The sequence below is a fragment of the Bacillus sp. 2175 genome, assembly GCF_057812155.1.
In genome coordinates this window covers 2092195-2109625 of sequence record NZ_CM173819.1, presented here as the reverse complement: position 1 = coordinate 2109625, position 17431 = coordinate 2092195, and the positions used below count along the sequence as shown (strand labels likewise).

Sequence of the window (17431 nt, the reverse complement as noted above, 5' to 3'; positions counted from 1 at the left end):
AGAACTAATCATATTTATCACTACATCTATCGAATTTAATTTCAAATGATTCAGAATAAAAAAAGATGTAACTCTTAATGAATTACATCTTTAGCTAATCTCCCTTATTCATCTTTTTCTCAAATAAATAATACGTAATGTCTCCTGGATAATGTACTACTGTTACCTTCCGCTCCCCTTTTTTAAAACTAACAGTATGCCCGTTTTCCCCTAAGTTCTCCCATCCACTCGCCTTTGTAATCGGCATTACACTTATATATTGATAGTCCTCTTCCTTATCATCGTTAATATGAATTGCTGACATTGGTACTGGAAAACCTTTAATTTTAGATTCTTTATTCATAAATATGAATGCAATTACACCAACTAATAACATAGCCATTGAAATACTTGAAACTAGTTTTCTTCTATTCATTTTCACTAAAAACCCTCTTTTCTCACATATAACTTTCATCATTTTACTAACTTTAATTATTTATGTATAGAGAAGAAATAATTTTAATTATTTCTAACCTATTTTCTCTACTTAAAACAACATTATTATTATATATTATAATTATAAGTTTTTAAATTTTGGAGGCGTTACATATTGCAGAAATTACTTTTTACTAAATGGACAGTTGTTATTTCTATTTTCATCATTTTTGGTACAATTTTCTACGTTACTAATGTTAAAAATAACCACGAAAAAGCAACTGTAGAAACAGCGGAGACAAAAACTTTCAAAACTAAATTACAACCTAAAATTAATGAATTGACTACTCATTATAATGACATCATCGAAAAAGATTGGTTACCTGCCTGGGAAGAGATTAACACGAATGGAGATTCAGTAGATCGAAATAAACTATTAGTTACAATGAGTGCTGTTTCCAAGCAGTACGAAACAATTATGAACGAAATAGACACGCTTAAAATTGAAGAAAACATAACAGATATAGATATACAAAAACAACTACTTCAGTTCACAACTCAGTTTAAATCCGCATCAAATTTCATGAAAAATGCAGCAAATTTAATTATAGACGGAGCAAATAACTCTACTCCAACCGATGAAACTATTGAAAAAACAAAACAAGCTTTAGGACTTGCGGATCAACATATTGTCATCGCTTTATCTACTTTAAATGAAGTTGAAGATAAATTAGGACTTACAAAAAAATAAAACTATTTACTATTTTAAAATAAAAAATGATTGCAATTCACAATTTGTATGTCTATAATATTTTTATTGATTTACAATCAATGTGTTTATAAATTTTATAATTCGGATGAACCATTCAGGAGAAGGTCTATTGATCTACCGACGGGGCAAAAAGTTGTTATACCAGCTTTGAAACTCTCAGGTCTTGGTTACAAGTAGAACTGCATGGGGACGAATCTCTGGAGAGACTCCCTCTCGCTTTCATAGAGCGCGGAGGAAAACGAGCACCGAAGGAGCAAATCCGCTACTATAGCGGATAATCTCTCAGGTAAAAGGACAGAGACAAGCGAAAGAAAATGCCGATTTGTATCGGTTTATTTTTCTATCCCTTGTTTCTCCAGAGACCATTTCATTTACTTGAAGTGGTTTTTATTTTTTCTAAATAAAGGAGAATAAAGATGGAGACAGTAAGTAAAGTATTAGAACAAATGAATCAATACGTGTGGGGATTACCAACTTTGTTGCTACTCGTTGGAACAGGTATCATTCTCACAGTGCGTTTAAAAGGTTTACAGTTTAGTAAACTATTATACGCTCACAAACTAGCATTTAAAAAATCAGAAGATACCTCTTCTTCTGGAGATATTAGTCACTTCCAAGCACTTATGACAGCTATGGCCGCAACGATTGGTATGGGAAATATAGCCGGTGTTGCAACAGCGGTTACAATTGGTGGTCCTGGTGCAATATTTTGGATGTGGATTACCGCTTTATTCGGTATGGCAACAAAGTATGCCGAGGCAATACTTGCAGTAAAATACCGTGTTAGTAATGAAAATGGTGAATATTCAGGTGGACCAATGTATTATTTAGAGCGTGGTTTAGGTAAGAAATGGCTGGCAGTATTATTCGCTATATTCGGCTCAACTGCTTCTTTCGGTATTGGTAATATGGTGCAATCTAACTCAGTTGCAGAGGCAATGCGAATTAATTTCTCTTTCCCTCCTGCTTTAACTGGTATAGTAATGTCATTTTTAATCGCAATTGTTATTTTAGGCGGTGTAAAAAAAATTGGGAAAGTGACGGGATATGTCGTTCCTATTAAAGCTTTCTTTTATATAATTGCTGGTCTTATAATTATTTTCTATCACTACGACCAAATTCCAGAAGCATTTTCACTTATTTTTTTTGGTGCATTTAATGGTACAGCAGCTGCTGGTGGTTTTATTGGGGCAACAGTTGCATCAGCTATTCAAATCGGAATGGCGCGTGGTGTATTTGCGAACGAAGCTGGTTTAGGGAGTGCCCCTATTGCCGCGGCGGCGGCAAAAACTGATTCGCCTGCAAAGCAAGCTTTAGTTTCAATGACTGGTACTTTTCTAGATACGTTTATTGTATGTACAATTACAGGACTAGTATTAATTACTACAGGTGCTTGGAGATCTGGTAAAACTGGCGTTGAAGCTACAACACTTGCATTCCAATCTGTATTTGGTACTGCTGGTAGTATGATTCTCGGTATCGCAATTATTTTATTTGCCTACTCTACTATTTTAGGCTGGTCGTATTATGGAGAAAAATGTGTAGCTTATTTATTCGGAGAAAGTGCAGTTAAATATTATAAAGCAATCTTTATTGTTATGATTGCAATTGGTGCTAATTTAAAGCTAGGAATCGTATGGACATTTGCTGATATTGCAAATGGACTTATGGCAATTCCAAACTTGATTGGTCTAATTGGATTAAGTAGTATTGTTGTTGCTGAAACGAATCGCTTTTTACAAGCAGAGAAATTGAAAGAAAATAATAAAAAACAGGCAAGTTAATCTATGAAAAAAGGAATGACTCATACATGATGAGCGTTCCTTTTTTCATCCCCTCTTTTACTTAATTACTATCATTAAAAATATATTTATATCAATATTTACTCCTTTTTATTCCTTCAAAAGTTTTTCACATAAATGTCATAAATCGTATGGTTTAACTATATAGTTGAAAAGGAATGCGACATTAAGGTGTCACTGAAAAACTCATCCAAGAAAAGGGAGGAAAAATCTTTTGAAAAACAAAATCATCGTTTTCCTATCTGTTTTGTCATTTATTATTGGTGGTTTCTTCTTTAACACGAATACTTCAAGCGCTGAAACATCATCTACTGATTACGTTCCTAACCAATTAATCGTTAAGTTCAAACAAAATGCATCTTTAAGTAATGTGCAATCTTTTCATAAATCTGTCGGAGCTAATGTCTTATCTAAAGATGATAAGTTAGGTTTTGAAGTCGTACAATTTTCAAAAGGTACTGTAAAAGAAAAAATAAAGAGCTATAAAAATAATCCAGATGTGGAATATGCAGAACCGAATTATTACGTTCACGCCTTTTGGACTCCAAACGACCCATATTTTAATAATCAATACGGGTTACAAAAGATTCAAGCTCCACAAGCTTGGGATAGCCAACGAAGTGATCCTGGTGTAAAAGTAGCTATTATTGATACAGGAGTTCAAGGCTCACACCCTGATCTGGCTTCGAAAGTAATTTACGGGCATGATTATGTTGATAACGACAATACATCTGATGATGGTAATGGTCATGGTACACATTGCGCTGGAATTACTGGAGCACTTACGAATAACAGCGTCGGAATTGCTGGTGTTGCCCCACAAACTTCAATTTATGCTGTCCGCGTATTAGATAATCAAGGAAGTGGTACTCTTGATGCTGTAGCGCAAGGTATTCGAGAAGCTGCTGATTCGGGTGCAAAAGTAATTAGTTTAAGTTTAGGAGCTCCAAATGGTGGTACTGCATTACAACAAGCCGTTCAATATGCATGGAATAAAGGCTCTGTTATAGTTGCAGCTGCTGGAAATGCTGGAAATACAAAAGCTAATTACCCTGCTTATTACAGCGAAGTAATTGCAGTTGCTTCTACAGATCAATCAGATAGAAAATCTTCATTCTCTACTTATGGTAGCTGGGTAGATGTTGCAGCACCAGGTTCAAATATATATTCAACATATAAAGGAAGCACGTATCAATCATTAAGTGGTACATCTATGGCAACACCTCATGTTGCAGGAGTCGCAGCTCTTTTAGCAAATCAAGGATATAGCAATACACAAATCCGCCAAATTATTGAGTCTACTACTGATAAAATTAGTGGTACAGGTACGTACTGGAAAAACGGTAGAGTCAATGCATATAAGGCTGTACAATACGCTAAGCAATTACAAGAAAATAAAGCTTCTTAAGAAAACTTTAATCAGTCGATCTACCATGAATGCAGAATAAAATAGAAGGAGAGACTTCTATAATTAAAGCCTCTCCTTCTTACAAACTATATTACTCTCCCTGCTTTTTAACCATATGTAAATACAGTACAAAATCCATCATTGTCGATGAATGACCAAGTTGACGAATCATCGCTGTTATATTTCCTCTATGATATGTACCATGATTTACGACATGTTGCACTAATTCTAAAATCGAAGTTTCTAATTTCCCTACGTATGGATTCTCAATAACAAATACAGCATTCACATCTTGTATTGTAATTAAAAACTCTTTATATTGATTTGCCATGTTTTCAAACATTTTTTCTAATTCATGTAACGATTTAGTTTCAATTTGTTTTCGTAAATCTTCTCGGTCTTGTATTGCTTCATTCATACTTTTACCATGCAATATATGTAACCACACTTGATCTGTAATATAAATATGCACAAAAGTATCCTTAATGGATGGGAATACACTCTGTATCTGCTCATTAAAAATTGTCTCATAGTTTGGTAACTCTTTTAATCGATTGAATAATCTAGTATTAGCCCAAGCATGATAATCACACTGTTTTAATATATACTCTTTCAATTTATATTACCTCCTTATTGTATGAAACGAATGGTTTGTTTCTTCATTTCTGATTCTCTATCAGCCTTTGCAATCCCTTTTTCTTTCATTTCATGCTTATTTATCGTTTTATATTTTACATACGTATAAAATTCCGTTTGAAATGGAAATGGTGTAATCCGAATTGTTTCCTCGTCCACCCATTGAGCTTGAATAAGTTTCTCCTCTTTACTATTAAACATTTCTGTTCCTTCAAAACCATCTTTAAATAAGTCAATTTCATCTTTCTTTTTGACACCAGGCTTATTCATACATACGTATAAAGAAAGTTCATCACAAAACTTTAATAATCTATAATGCTTATCGAACATCGCAAACTGTTCCTTTGTTAACGTTTTCAAAATTCTTTTTTGTCGTTCTAATTCATGTTTATAAAATGACATCATCTCTTCATCTTCCTCGTTTAGTGGGAATGATAAAAAATGTTTACTACAAAGCAATGCCCCGTATGGATTAGAATTTTCAATTTCATTCAATCCAATCGTATAAAAAGCAAAACGTAATGGGCTTGGACAATCCATAAATGTATATGGAATATTTTTAGCATCATTCAAAATTGGTACTTTATCAAGCTCTATCCATCCTCTGTCATGCTCATATATTGCATCAACTGTTTCTTTTAAATATGTTTTATCTTCAAAAAAGTCTTCTTTTATATGCTTTGCAATCTCTCCAGCTAAAAAACCATGATCATGTTGACGAATTAAAATACTTTCCTTCTCATTTTTTTCACGAAAAATCATTCGTATACTCCCCCTCATCCTCATATTAAAGCTTTTTATATGCATCGATTCTTAATTAATCCCTAAATAATAGAAGGGATTCAGTCTCTTGCAACGAAATTAACATAATTATATAGTATTCTTTCTAATCATAGTGATAGCTTTATCTTTACTATCTATTATACTAAAACATTCATTCCAAAAATTTTTTTATGAGGTGAAAACATGAACAAAACAGAATTAATTAAAAACGTAGCTCAATCAGCTGATATTTCTCAAAAGGACGCTTCTGCAGCTGTACAATCCGTATTTGACACAATTGCTAATGCATTACAATCTGGAGATAAAGTTCAACTAATCGGGTTTGGAACTTTTGAAGTACGCGAAAGATCTGCTCGTACAGGACGTAATCCGCAAACTGGCGAAGAAATTCAAATCGCCGCTGGTAAAGTTCCTGCATTTAAAGCAGGTAAAGAATTAAAAGAAGCTGTTAAATAAAAACAAGAAACCAGCCATTTTATAGGCTGGTTTCTTGTTTTTATTTAAGTAATTGCTTTATATTCTCTGCATGATACACTTCACAAATATAAAATACACATTTGCAGTTACTTACAATTTGATACTTTCTAGTTGGATACACATTCGCTGTAACAGAACATCCATCAAACAATTCAATAATATTTCCAGATGGCTGATATCCTTCATATAATACGTTTCTTCTTACTTCCATCTTTTCTATAAGCTTTTCAACAGGAATATTTCCACTCTCTAATTCACTCTTTATTGCGTCCGGTAAAAACGAAGTGTCTGCAAAAATTAGATTTTCAGATAACACCTTTCCTTTATAACTAACATTAGATACACGGTAAAGAAATGTTCCATCTTTATCAAAAAAATTCTTTGCTTCTTTCGGAATGTACTGTCTACCAAGTGCCTCTTGTTCAAGAACATCAAACTGAACTGTATCATTTAAAAGCTTTTCTAAAGCATGAATGGATGATGTATCTCCAGAAAATAAAATATTTTTAATTGCTTGTACATTATAAGTGAATTCATTCTTTCTATTTTCCGCTACTAACATGAGGAACACCTCTTCTGTAATTTTTTTATTTAAGATTTAAAAGTGCTGCCGCGTCTAATTGCGTAATTTCAGTCACTTCCTTACTGAATATTGCAACAGAAGCCCTATAATCTAAACTAGGCCTTACATCTTCCATCATTGTATTACTTGCTAACTCTTGTCTATCCTTAAAAACCAACAAGTTTGGAGGATCATTTGGAGCTGATACTGTAATATGTACTGGTGGAATCATTAGTCCTTCACCTGTCGCTTTCAGCACCGCTTCTTTTCGAGTCCAATATGTTAAAAAACCTTCTATTTTCTGTTCATTTGGCAGTTTCATAACTTGCGCTATTTCAATGTCTGTTAATACACCTTCTGCCATTTTCATAACATCTATACTTGGATTCATTTGTTCTACATCTATGCCAACAGGTGCAGATTTTGTAAATGCAACGACAACCCACTCACCTGAATGCGAAACGGATAATTGCGGCATACCTTCTGGTAATTGTGGTCTTCCATGCTGCAATTTACATACTGAGCACATTCGATCAATTGGTACTTGGACTGGTGACATAGAAAGTATCTTGCCGAGAACTAATCTACTTATTACGCAACCTATTATAAAACGAGCTCGATCTGCCGAATGATGATACGAATTTGCTTTCTCTCGCTCTATATCATTTAGTAAATTGTAATGCCATGATTGTAAATCCGAAATTCTTGCCCACCATATTTGACAATCATTCTCATTCAAAGTTGGAATAGAATCTACAACTTTACTTTCTATCATGTAAACTCTCCTTTATTCAACGAATATCAATTTTCATAAAAAAGCATACGTATATTGTTATTCATTGACAAGTACTTTCTCTTTTTCTGATACAGATAATGTTTTTTCTTTCTTCTTTGACATTACCTCTTTATCGGAAATACGTAAAGAAAATAGTAGTGCTATGAGCAAAAATATTGCTGACCCAATTAATGCTGCTTGATATGGTAAAAAATCGGATTGAACGTTATTACCTCCAAAAACAGCTAGTATACTAGCTAAAAACGCTACTCCTATTGCTGAACCTAGTCGATTTTGCACATTGAATATAGTAGTCGCTCTCCCCATAGAAGGCGGCGTGATATTGTTAAAGGCAGAAAATTGAACCGCACCGACAGATTGACCTAAGAAAATACCGATACCAAACAATAATGCCCGGATTTGCCACGGATTCGTATCGTGATTTACAAAACTCAATAAAACAAATATAACCGCCGTACATATTAATCCAATAGAAATTACCTTTCGAGCTCCTAATTTCTTATATGACCATGGTACAATTTGTGAAGAAATCATTAATCCAATCGCCTCTGGAAATGTCGTAAGTCCTGATTCCAGTGCAGAAACTCCTATCACATTTTGATACATAAGAGGAAAAACAAATAACATTCCTAATAAACCAGCTGATGAAAATAATGATATAATGCTCATCTTTCTAAAGACTGGTTCTTTTAATAAGCGTAAATCTAACATCGGTTGCTTTACTTTCAGTTCTACAATTATAAACAATGTAATGAATACAACCCCAGCTATCCCAGTACTCATAATTTCTGGAGAAATCCACCCTTTTGATGGTCCCTGACTGAGTGCATATATGAGCATCGCAAATCCTGGTGCTGATAAAATAAAGCCGAGCGAATCAAAGCGACCAGCTGATTTTTCAACATGTTCTGCTAAAAATAGAAGTCCAAATAGCAATGCAACGATTCCAAACGGTAGATTAATATAAAATGCCCAACGCCAAGACATTTGATCTACAAAGAAACCACCGATGATAGGACCAATTGCTGGTGCTACAGCAATTGGAAGTATAATGAACCGGGAAATCTTCGGTCTTTCCTCGGGTGAAAATGTTCGAAATAACATCGCCATTCCAACCGGTGTTAAAAGCCCTCCGCCAGCACCTTGAATAATACGGAAAATATTCAATGAAGTAATATCGTTAGCCATTCCGCATAAAGCAGATGCAATTGTAAATACGAAAAGAGCAATTAAAAATACTCTTTTCGTACCAAAACGATCTCCTAACCAACCAGAAATCGGAAGGAAAACAGCTAAACTAACTAAATACCCAACATTCACCGTCCCCATTGCAGATGGAGGTACTTGTAGTTCTCTACTTATCGTTTGCAGTGCTACATTTACAATCGTTGCGTCCATCGCAGCCATAAACATCGCAGTTATATAAACGATACTTACAACTACTTTTGGATTTAGTTTTTCTTTCATTATCGTTTTCCTACTAATGTTTTTTCGCGAACTTGATTACCTTGTGGATTCAAATCTTTCCAGTTATATTCAACATATTCTAAGCAACTCTGCCTACTAGCTTCTTCATATACGACATTCCAGCCAATAGGTACATCGAGAAAAGCAGGCCAGAGAGAATACTGGCCCTCCTCATTTATTAATACTTTATATGTGTAATTATCATTTTCAAATGGATTCGTCATACTCTACTTACCCCTTTCTTATTCTGCAAATATTTCGCTAATACTTGTCCAATTTCCGTAAGTGGACCTGGCTGACATAGATCTTTATGTCTACAATCAACATCGTGCTGCACAATTTGCCCATCTAAATAATTTAACCACGTATTTGGAGAAATAGGATCAAACCAGTCTGGTATAACAGTAGATCTAAAGAATAAGATATCTCCGTTATAAACTTTCGGTACATATTTCCCTAACAACCCTACTGAATTTACATATGTTTCTTTCAAGTTCAATATAGTCTCTTCTTCAAGACTTGCTAATGCACTTCCATCTTTACGAAGGATTTCAACTGCACTTTCCATTGTAAGTGGTTTACCATCCATGTTATCTGGGTCATATCCGCCTAAAGCAAGTAATGCGATTAACGCTTCCTCTTCAGTAGGCGCTTCCGTATTCGGTAAGAAGTGTCCAGGATAAGAATCAAGCATAACGAGTAATTCTACTTCTTCCCCTTCATTTTGTAATTGCGCTGCCATTGCATGCACAACATTTCCTCCAAGCGACCAACCTAATAAACGATATGGTCCATGAGGCTGTACTTCACGAACGTGTTTCAAGTAATCCGCCGCCATCTCCTCTAAACTTTTTGGAAGTTCTTCATTTTTAGCGATACCACGTGCTTGTACACCATAGATTGGATAATCTGTTCCTAAAGATTTCATAAGTCCTGCATAGCACCAACTTAATCCACCTGCTGGATGTACACAAAATAGTGGTAATTGATCCCCGCTTGCTCGTAATGGAAGCAACACATCAAGTGCACTTTGACCATTCCCCATCTCAAGTCTTTCAGCTAACCCTGCAACAGTCGGTGCTGCAAATAAAGTGCCAATATTTAGTTCCACTCCAAGCGCCTCTTTCATGCGGCTCATAAGCTGCACTGCAAGGAGTGAATGGCCACCAAGATCAAAGAATCCGTCATCAATTCCAATTTGAGGTACACTTAGCACTTCTGTAAACAAGTCACATAACATTTCTTCTTGCGGTGTTCTTGGACCACGACTAGAAGATGATGCGATAAATTCTGGAGCTGGCAATACCTTTCTATCTAATTTACCGTTTGGAGTTAAAGGTAACTCATTTACTACTACAAAAGCGTATGGAACCATATAATCTGGTAAACTACCACTAGCAAACTGACGCATTTCATTCGTATCAATCGCTTCATTATTTGATGCAACGATATAAGAAACTAACCGTTTATCCCCTGGTTGATCTTCCCGTACAATAACGGCTACTTGCTCAACTTTAGGGTGCTTCATTATGACTGCTTCTATTTCTCCTAATTCAATTCGGAACCCACGAATTTTGATTTGATGATCTGCACGTCCTATATAATCTAGCGTCCCATCTTTACGCCAGCGAGCTAAGTCTCCTGTACGATACATTCTTGTACCTGGCTTGCCAAATGGATCTGCGATAAAGCGTTCAGCCGTTAATCCTGCTCTTCCTAAATATCCACGCGCAAGCCCTGCACCTGCAACATACATTTCTCCAACTACTCCAGGTGGCACTGGTTGTAAATAGTTGTCTAACACATACACTTTAAGGTCAGGTATACTGCACCCAATTAAACTATTTGCTCGTAAAGAGACGATAGTTTCATCTAATTCAATATAACTAACATGTACTGTCGTCTCCGTAATACCGTACATATTAATAAGCTTTGGTGCGTTATGAGGATGTCGACTATACCAATCTTCTAAGCGACTTAGCTCAAGTGCTTCTCCTCCAAAAACAACATATCGTAAAGATAATTTTTGGCCAATCTCTTCATTTTCACGATCTGCTTGCATCAATTGATAGAACGCTGATGGAGTTTGGTTTAAAACCGTAACCTTTTCTTTAACAAGAAGCTGTAAAAATTCTTTCGGTGAGCGACTTACAGTATGTGGCACTACAACTAAACGCCCTCCGTATAATAAAGGTCCCCAAATTTCCCAAACAGAGAAATCAAAAGCGTATGAATGGAACATCGTCCAAACATCGTTTCCGTCAAACTGGAACCAATGATCAGTTGCTCCTAAAAGTCTTACTACATTTTGATGAGGTATCATAACGCCTTTCGGTCTACCCGTTGAGCCTGACGTATAAATAACGTAAGCAATATGTGATGGAGATAATGGCTTAATGCGTTCTACTTCATCAATATTTTCTTCACTATATTTCTCAACTTCTGCTATTACTTTTACATCATCAACTAAAACTTTTAGTGCCTCATCACATTCAAATTCCACTTCTGAATTCGTTAAAACACATGTTGGTTTCGCATCGTGTAGCATAAATGAAATGCGGTCTGCTGGGTAATCTGGATCTAACGGAAGGTATCCAGCACCAGCTTTAAGAACAGCTAATAAGCTTACAACCATGTTTAATGATCTTGGCATCGCTAAAGCAACGAGTTGATCAGGACCAATCCCTTTTGCTATTAGGAATCGAGCTATTTTATTTGCTTTTCTATTTAACTCTTTATAAGTTAATTTCTTATCTTCAAAGACAACAGCAATAGAATTTGGATTTATATGAACCTGCTTTTCAAACAATTGTGGCAATGTCATTTCTGGTGCAATTTGAAAACCACCATTCCACTTTTCTAACACTGTATTTTTCTCTGCTACAGTTAATATTTCTAATCTGCCAATTGATTGATCCGGATTTGTAGCTGCATCATCTAATAACAAAATGAATCGTTCTATTAGTTTTTGAACCGTTTCACGTTTATATAAATCGGTACTAAACTCTAGTAATCCATGTAAACCGTTCGGAGTACCATCAACCCCGTTACTCTCACTAATTTCAAATGTTAAATCAAATTTTGCAGAACCGACGCTTTGAATTTCAAGGCTCGCTTCTAAACCTGGTACATGAAACGTTGCTTCTGGTGTATTTTGAAAAGCTAACATAACTTGAAACAACGGGTGGCTGTTTCGAGTACGTACTGGATTTAACACTTCAACAAGCCTTTCAAATGGAACATCTTGATTTTCATAAGCTGCAAGATTTACCTGCTTCACTCTATTTAATAATTCTTTAAAACTTGGATCTCCTGACGTATTTGTACGTAACACTAATGTATTTACAAATAAACCAACAATATCTGAAAGTACATCATCATTTCTTCCAGCAATCGGACTTCCAATTGGTATATCAGTGCCTGCACCTAATCTTGTAAATAGTGCACTAAGCCCTGCTTGCAATACCATAAACAAACTAACTCCATTTTTACGTGCAAGCTCTACTAACCTACTATGCATACCTTCATCTATATGAAAATGAATTGTTTCCCCGCGGTAACTCGTCTCAATTGGACGCTGGAAATCTGTAGGTAACTCCATTTGGTCTGGTAAACCTTTAAGTTCTTCTTTCCAAAAATCTAATTGTGTTGAAATAAGACTCTCTGGTGTCGTTTCATCACCTAGCAATTGCTGTTGCCAAAGTGCATAATCTGCGTATTGAACTGGTAGTGTCTCCAGCTGAACTCTGTCACCTTGACATCGCGCTTTATACGACGCTGCAAAGTCTCTCGTTAACGGCTGTAATGACCAGCCATCACCTACAATATGATGTAATAAAATTAATAATACATGTTCGTTTTCACTCACTGTAAAAAGTTGTAAACGAACTGCCGGCTCAAAATCGAGGTTAAAGCTATATCTTACCGCCTCTGAAAGTACACTTTCTAATTCATCTTTACATGTATTAGTTATAACCATTTCTAGATTTAAGTTTTCCATATCTAAAATTCTCTGATAGGAACTACCTAATACGTTAGGGAAAATTGTTCTAAGTGTTTCATGTTTCTCAACTACATCATAAAAAGCACCTTGTAATGCTTCCCGATTCAATATTCCATTCATACGAATGACTAGCGGAATATTATAAGTAGGACTTGGACCTTCTAAACAATTTAAGAACCATAACCTGCGCTGTGCAAATGAAAGTGGAACTTCATTTGGCCTACTTGCTTTCTGAATAGCTGGTCTTGCACTTTTTGCATCGTTTAATTGTTTCGCCAGTTCGGCAACAGTTGGTGATTCAAATAGTTTCCCGATTCCTAATTCCACACTTAACGTTTCACGAATCCTTGCCATTAAACGAGATGCGAGAAGTGAATGTCCACCCATTTCAAAGAAATTATCATCAATGCTAATTCGAGAAACACCAAGTACTTCTGCAAATAAATCACATAATATTTCTTCTTTCGGATTTCTAGCAACTCTCTCATTGTGCATTCCATTAAAATCAGGAGCAGGTAATTTCTTTCTGTCAACCTTACCATTTGGCGTTAATGGTAATTCTTCTAGCACAACAAATGCCGATGGTATCATATAATTCGCTAAACTTTCTGAAACATAAGAACGAATTTCTGAAAGATTAATCGGTTCCTTTTCTTCTGCAACGATATACGCAATGATGCGTTTATCATTTGGACGATCTTCTCGTACCATTACTACCGCTTGTTGAATATTTTCATGTCGTTGTAATACCGTTTCAATTTCAGCTAATTCAATTCGGAATCCACGAATTTTAATTTGATGATCTGCGCGACTAATGTACTCTAACGCACCATCACTACGCCATTTCACAAGATCTCCTGTACGGTACATGCGCTTCCCTGATTCTCCATAAGGATTTGCAATAAACCGTTCAGCTGTTAACTCAGGTTTTCCTAAATATCCGCTTGCAAGTCCCTCCCCTGCAATATATAATTCCCCAATAACTCCAGGTGGAACTGGTTGTAACCCTGCATCCAATACATACACTTCTGTATTGCAAATTGGCTTTCCAATAGGAGGTATACCCTTTTCACCTTCATCAATGTTCATAAAAGTAGACCAAATCGTCGTTTCAGTTGGTCCATATAAATTAGTTATTGAGCAACCTAATTCTTTTAATTTATTTGCTAAATGCGCTGGAAGAGCTTCACCACCAACTAGTATATTTAGCCCTTGTAGCTTCTCTGGATAATCAGTTACTAACGCCTGCCAAAGCGTCGGTGTAGCCTGCATAATGGTCACTCTTTCTTCTTGTAAAAGTGTCGTTAATGCTGATGGCTCTTGTATGTCTTCTTTTTGCGCAATTGTTAAACTTGCACCACTAATAAGAGGTAAATAAATTTCTAGAGCAGAAATATCAAACGCAAACGTTGTAACTGCTAATAAATGATCATTTTCATTTAATGAAAACTTTTGTTGCATAGCCATTAAAAAGTTACTTAAACCTCTCATAGGAACAATTACACCTTTTGGGTTTCCTGTTGAGCCTGAAGTATATATTGTATAGGCTGGGTTTAAAAGTGATACATCATTCTTACATGCTATATTCATACGAGAATATGTATGTAACGCTAGTTTCGTTTCTTCTTCATCTAATACAATTTTTTTCATATCATTTTCTATAACTAACTTAGATGAAACAGATGAATATGTTATGATACAAACTGGTTTTGCATCATTTACTATATAATTAATTCTTTCTGCTGGGTATTCTGGATCTATTGGTAAATACGCTGCACCAGCCTTTAAGACTGCTAGCATACTAACTACCATTTCTATTGATCTAGGGAATACTAAAGCTACAAATTGGTTTGGTCGTATTCCTTCTTCTACTAAATAATGTGCTAGTTCATTCGCTCGTTCATTTAGCTCTTTATACGTAAGGTTTACACCGTCACAAGTAATGGCTAGTTTATTGGGATTTTTTTGCACTTGTTTTTCAAATGATATAGGCAGACTGATTAACTCATCGTCTTCCTTCGTTTCATTCCATTCCAATAAAACTTTATGATTTTCTTCAGGCAGAGTAATGTTTATTTTTCCAATCGACTCGTTTTTCTCATAATTATTTACTACTAATTCAAATAGACTCATAAATCTTTCTTTATGCAATGCTAGCTCCGCGCCATTATATACTTCAGGATTTGCATCAAAATGAATCATTAGCTCATTTTGATCAAAACGTTTATATACATTTATTGATAAATCATCGACAGGTCCTGCTGATAAATTATGCGTAATACCACGATTCCCAGCAAAATTTAGCCCGTAATCAAAAGGTATAACATTCACTAACGGTCCAAACAACCTTTGATTTTCACCTAGTAACTTTAAGTCTCTTCTTAATTCCTCATGACGGTATTTATAATGGCGACGTACATCTCGGATTTCTTTAGAAACTTGCTGCAATAATTCCGCAAGAGTTATATTTGGAGTTACTGTAATACGAAGTGGCACTAAATTCATTACCATACTTGGTGTATGAATAGATACCGAACCTAGACGTCCCATCATCGGTAAACCTAAAACAATATCATTTGCACCTGTTAACTTATGCATATAAATACTTGTTACAGCGACAATGAATTCCGGCCAACTTGTTAACGAAATATTGATATCTTCTAATAAAGTTTTCGTGCTAGAACTAGATAAATAAGCTGTTTCTCGTGAAAATCCATTTGATGTTCTCGGTGCTCGCTCTGCCAAGCTTACAACTTCTGGTTCATCCGCAAATTTTTCTAACCAAAAAGTACGATCTTCCTGAAATTTTTTAGACTCACGATACTCAATATCTTCTTGCACGACTTTTGTAAGAGAACCAAACGGCTTTTCATTCTTGTTTGTTTCTTCTATAAGTGATGTATACTCATTCGCCACTTTTTGGCTAAGAAGTGAAAATCCATAGCCATCCATCACAATGTGATGGATGCGCTGATACCAAAAGAAACGATTATTTTCAACTTGAATAAGTGCTTCAGTAAATAATGTATCTTTTTTCAAATCGACTGGCATAGATAAATCATTTTTCATCCATACTTTAGCAGCTTCTTCAGGATTTTCTTCTTTACGAACGTCAATAAAATGCATATGAAACTGTGATTCTTCAATAACTTGCCATGCGCCAATTTCATCCTCCTCGAAGCGAACATGAAGTGCTTCTGCTTCCATTACAACTTTACGTACAGCTAATTCGAAAATTTCTTGATGAATATTTCCGTTTATTTCTACATATTCCCCAGTATTGTAAATTGGATTAAGCGGATCTAATTGTTGCGCAAACCACATACCAGACTGCGCAGATGATAACGAATGACGAATCTTTTGACTGTTAGGCATTCTTTACTACCCCTTTATTATGTAGTCTATTTGTTACAGCACCTGTGCTGTTTGTGAAGATAGTAAACTGTACCAACCTGCAACAGTTGGACGTTCTGCTAAATGTGCAAAAGTGATTTCTTTCCCTTCACGACGCCACTTCTCTACTAAACTCATAATTCTGACCGAATCAAGCCCTCTATTTAATAAGTCCTCATCAATATCAATACTCTCTACTGGCTCACGAAGTAGTTGTGCAACTAGTTCATGCACTTCCTGTATAGTGATTCCTTCACTCTCATCATCTTTTACACTTTGTAAATCGTTTAACAGTAGGTTTGTTGATGTCGTTACTGCACATCTATTAGATGCATACTTCAATGCTTGTTTATGATGCTCTAGTGAAAAATCAGCAACTGCATCTGCTACAAAGAACGGCTCTATACCATCCATAAATGCTTCACAAGCTGTTAAAAGACAGCCAATATGCGCATAAATACCGCAAATAATGAGTTGATCTTTTCCTTGTTCATTTAAAATTTCTAATAGATTTGTCTTTTTAAATGCACTATATCTCCATTTTGTGAGGAATATATCATCCTCATCAGGAGTAAGTTCATCAACAATTTTCTTTTTATCTGGTCCAGCAGGTATACCGTCACCCCAAAAGTCTTGTAATAAACCTCGTTGTTCTAACGTTTGCCCACCAGGTTGTGCTGTATAAACAACTGGTATACCAAGTTCCTTACATTTTTCTCTTATCATTTTTATATTTGAAATAAGTTCTACTTTTGGTGATTCTTTATCGCTATATGCATCAAGAAAATATTCTTGCATGTCATGAATTAAAAGTACTGCACGTTTCGGATCTGGCGTCCAATTCACTTTATTTTTTGGTAGTTCTGATTCAATTGGCATTTTATATACTGAAATAGATGGGATAGCCATCTAATCACT

General features: G+C 35.4%; 13 protein-coding genes and 1 riboswitch. Of the genes, 4 read left to right on the top strand and 9 right to left on the bottom strand.

The window, feature by feature from the left end; translation table 11 throughout:
• Nucleotides 1-94 precede the first annotated feature (94 nt).
• Entirely contained in the window at nucleotides 95-457 is a 363-nt protein-coding gene (locus tag ACXKY9_RS11215) for a hypothetical protein (protein ID WP_002061304.1), read from the bottom strand.
• A gap of 132 nt (nucleotides 458-589) precedes the next feature.
• Here ACXKY9_RS11215 and ACXKY9_RS11210 point away from each other — a divergent pair, with 132 nt between their 5' ends.
• From ACXKY9_RS11210 to ACXKY9_RS11200, 3 genes are all read left to right on the top strand, one after another.
• Entirely contained in the window at nucleotides 590-1165 is a 576-nt protein-coding gene (locus ACXKY9_RS11210) for a hypothetical protein (RefSeq protein WP_001170884.1), read from the top strand.
• Between the two features lie 208 nt (nucleotides 1166-1373).
• A riboswitch (glycine riboswitch) is annotated at nucleotides 1374-1494 on the top strand.
• A gap of 108 nt (nucleotides 1495-1602) precedes the next feature.
• A complete protein-coding gene (locus ACXKY9_RS11205; protein ID WP_000451047.1) occupies nucleotides 1603-2970 on the top strand; it encodes an alanine/glycine:cation symporter family protein in 1368 nt (455 codons plus the stop codon).
• A 232-nt stretch (nucleotides 2971-3202) separates the two neighbouring features.
• Nucleotides 3203-4396, top strand: coding sequence for a S8 family peptidase (locus ACXKY9_RS11200; RefSeq protein WP_000790937.1), 1194 nt, complete (start codon nucleotides 3203-3205; stop codon nucleotides 4394-4396).
• Between the two features lie 91 nt (nucleotides 4397-4487).
• On the opposite strand, the gene ACXKY9_RS11195 is transcribed toward ACXKY9_RS11200, so the two are convergent.
• Together ACXKY9_RS11195 and ACXKY9_RS11190 are read right to left on the bottom strand one after the other, a co-directional pair.
• Nucleotides 4488-5012, bottom strand: a complete 525-nt coding sequence (locus ACXKY9_RS11195; RefSeq protein ID WP_000666155.1) for a DinB family protein — start codon at nucleotides 5010-5012, stop codon at nucleotides 4488-4490.
• Between the two features lie 14 nt (nucleotides 5013-5026).
• Entirely contained in the window at nucleotides 5027-5794 is a 768-nt protein-coding gene (locus ACXKY9_RS11190) for a DUF3891 family protein (RefSeq protein WP_000577279.1), read from the bottom strand.
• A gap of 204 nt (nucleotides 5795-5998) precedes the next feature.
• On the opposite strand from ACXKY9_RS11190, the gene ACXKY9_RS11185 reads away from it, so the two are divergent.
• Nucleotides 5999-6271 (top strand): HU family DNA-binding protein, encoded by a 273-nt coding sequence (locus ACXKY9_RS11185; RefSeq protein ID WP_001043905.1) that lies wholly within the window; start codon nucleotides 5999-6001, stop codon nucleotides 6269-6271.
• A gap of 40 nt (nucleotides 6272-6311) precedes the next feature.
• Here the strand turns inward: ACXKY9_RS11185 and ACXKY9_RS11180 are convergent, their stop codons facing one another.
• From ACXKY9_RS11180 to ACXKY9_RS11155, 6 genes are read right to left on the bottom strand one after another with little or no spacing between them, the layout of a single operon-like run.
• Nucleotides 6312-6854 (bottom strand): hypothetical protein, encoded by a 543-nt coding sequence (locus ACXKY9_RS11180; protein ID WP_000959126.1) that lies wholly within the window; start codon nucleotides 6852-6854, stop codon nucleotides 6312-6314.
• A gap of 25 nt (nucleotides 6855-6879) precedes the next feature.
• Complete coding sequence (sfp, locus tag ACXKY9_RS11175; RefSeq protein WP_000572999.1) at nucleotides 6880-7629, bottom strand: 4'-phosphopantetheinyl transferase Sfp; 750 nt, start codon at nucleotides 7627-7629, stop codon at nucleotides 6880-6882.
• A gap of 57 nt (nucleotides 7630-7686) precedes the next feature.
• The gene (locus ACXKY9_RS11170; RefSeq protein ID WP_000660199.1) at nucleotides 7687-9117 is read right to left on the bottom strand and encodes an MDR family MFS transporter; all 1431 of its coding nucleotides are present in this window, start codon (nucleotides 9115-9117) and stop codon (nucleotides 7687-7689) included.
• Nucleotides 9117-9341: an MbtH family protein gene (locus ACXKY9_RS11165; protein ID WP_000184059.1), complete on the bottom strand. Its 225-nt coding sequence runs from the start codon at nucleotides 9339-9341 to the stop codon at nucleotides 9117-9119. Before ACXKY9_RS11165 ends, ACXKY9_RS11170 begins: the two co-directional genes overlap by 1 nt.
• Nucleotides 9338-16495, bottom strand: a complete 7158-nt coding sequence (locus tag ACXKY9_RS11160; protein WP_001133923.1) for an amino acid adenylation domain-containing protein — start codon at nucleotides 16493-16495, stop codon at nucleotides 9338-9340. Before ACXKY9_RS11160 ends, ACXKY9_RS11165 begins: the two co-directional genes overlap by 4 nt.
• A gap of 33 nt (nucleotides 16496-16528) precedes the next feature.
• Nucleotides 16529-17422 (bottom strand): isochorismatase family protein, encoded by an 894-nt coding sequence (locus ACXKY9_RS11155; RefSeq protein WP_001007254.1) that lies wholly within the window; start codon nucleotides 17420-17422, stop codon nucleotides 16529-16531.
• Between the last annotated feature and the right edge of the window lie 9 nt (nucleotides 17423-17431).

What these genes read in the sequence shown, in the direction of transcription:
- ACXKY9_RS11215 (WP_002061304.1), bottom strand. Translation starts at nt 457, where the DNA reads ATGATGAAAGTTATATGTGAGAAAAGAGGGTTTTTAGTGAAAATGAAT.
- ACXKY9_RS11205 (WP_000451047.1), top strand. Translation starts at nt 1,603, where the DNA reads ATGGAGACAGTAAGTAAAGTATTAGAACAAATGAATCAATACGTGTGG.
- ACXKY9_RS11190 (WP_000577279.1), bottom strand. Translation starts at nt 5,794, where the DNA reads ATGATTTTTCGTGAAAAAAATGAGAAGGAAAGTATTTTAATTCGTCAA.
- ACXKY9_RS11185 (WP_001043905.1), top strand. Translation starts at nt 5,999, where the DNA reads ATGAACAAAACAGAATTAATTAAAAACGTAGCTCAATCAGCTGATATT.
- ACXKY9_RS11180 (WP_000959126.1), bottom strand. Translation starts at nt 6,854, where the DNA reads ATGTTAGTAGCGGAAAATAGAAAGAATGAATTCACTTATAATGTACAA.
- sfp (WP_000572999.1), bottom strand. Translation starts at nt 7,629, where the DNA reads ATGATAGAAAGTAAAGTTGTAGATTCTATTCCAACTTTGAATGAGAAT.
- ACXKY9_RS11170 (WP_000660199.1), bottom strand. Translation starts at nt 9,117, where the DNA reads ATGAAAGAAAAACTAAATCCAAAAGTAGTTGTAAGTATCGTTTATATA.
- ACXKY9_RS11165 (WP_000184059.1), bottom strand. Translation starts at nt 9,341, where the DNA reads ATGACGAATCCATTTGAAAATGATAATTACACATATAAAGTATTAATA.
- ACXKY9_RS11160 (WP_001133923.1), bottom strand. Translation starts at nt 16,495, where the DNA reads ATGCCTAACAGTCAAAAGATTCGTCATTCGTTATCATCTGCGCAGTCT.
- ACXKY9_RS11155 (WP_001007254.1), bottom strand. Translation starts at nt 17,422, where the DNA reads ATGGCTATCCCATCTATTTCAGTATATAAAATGCCAATTGAATCAGAA.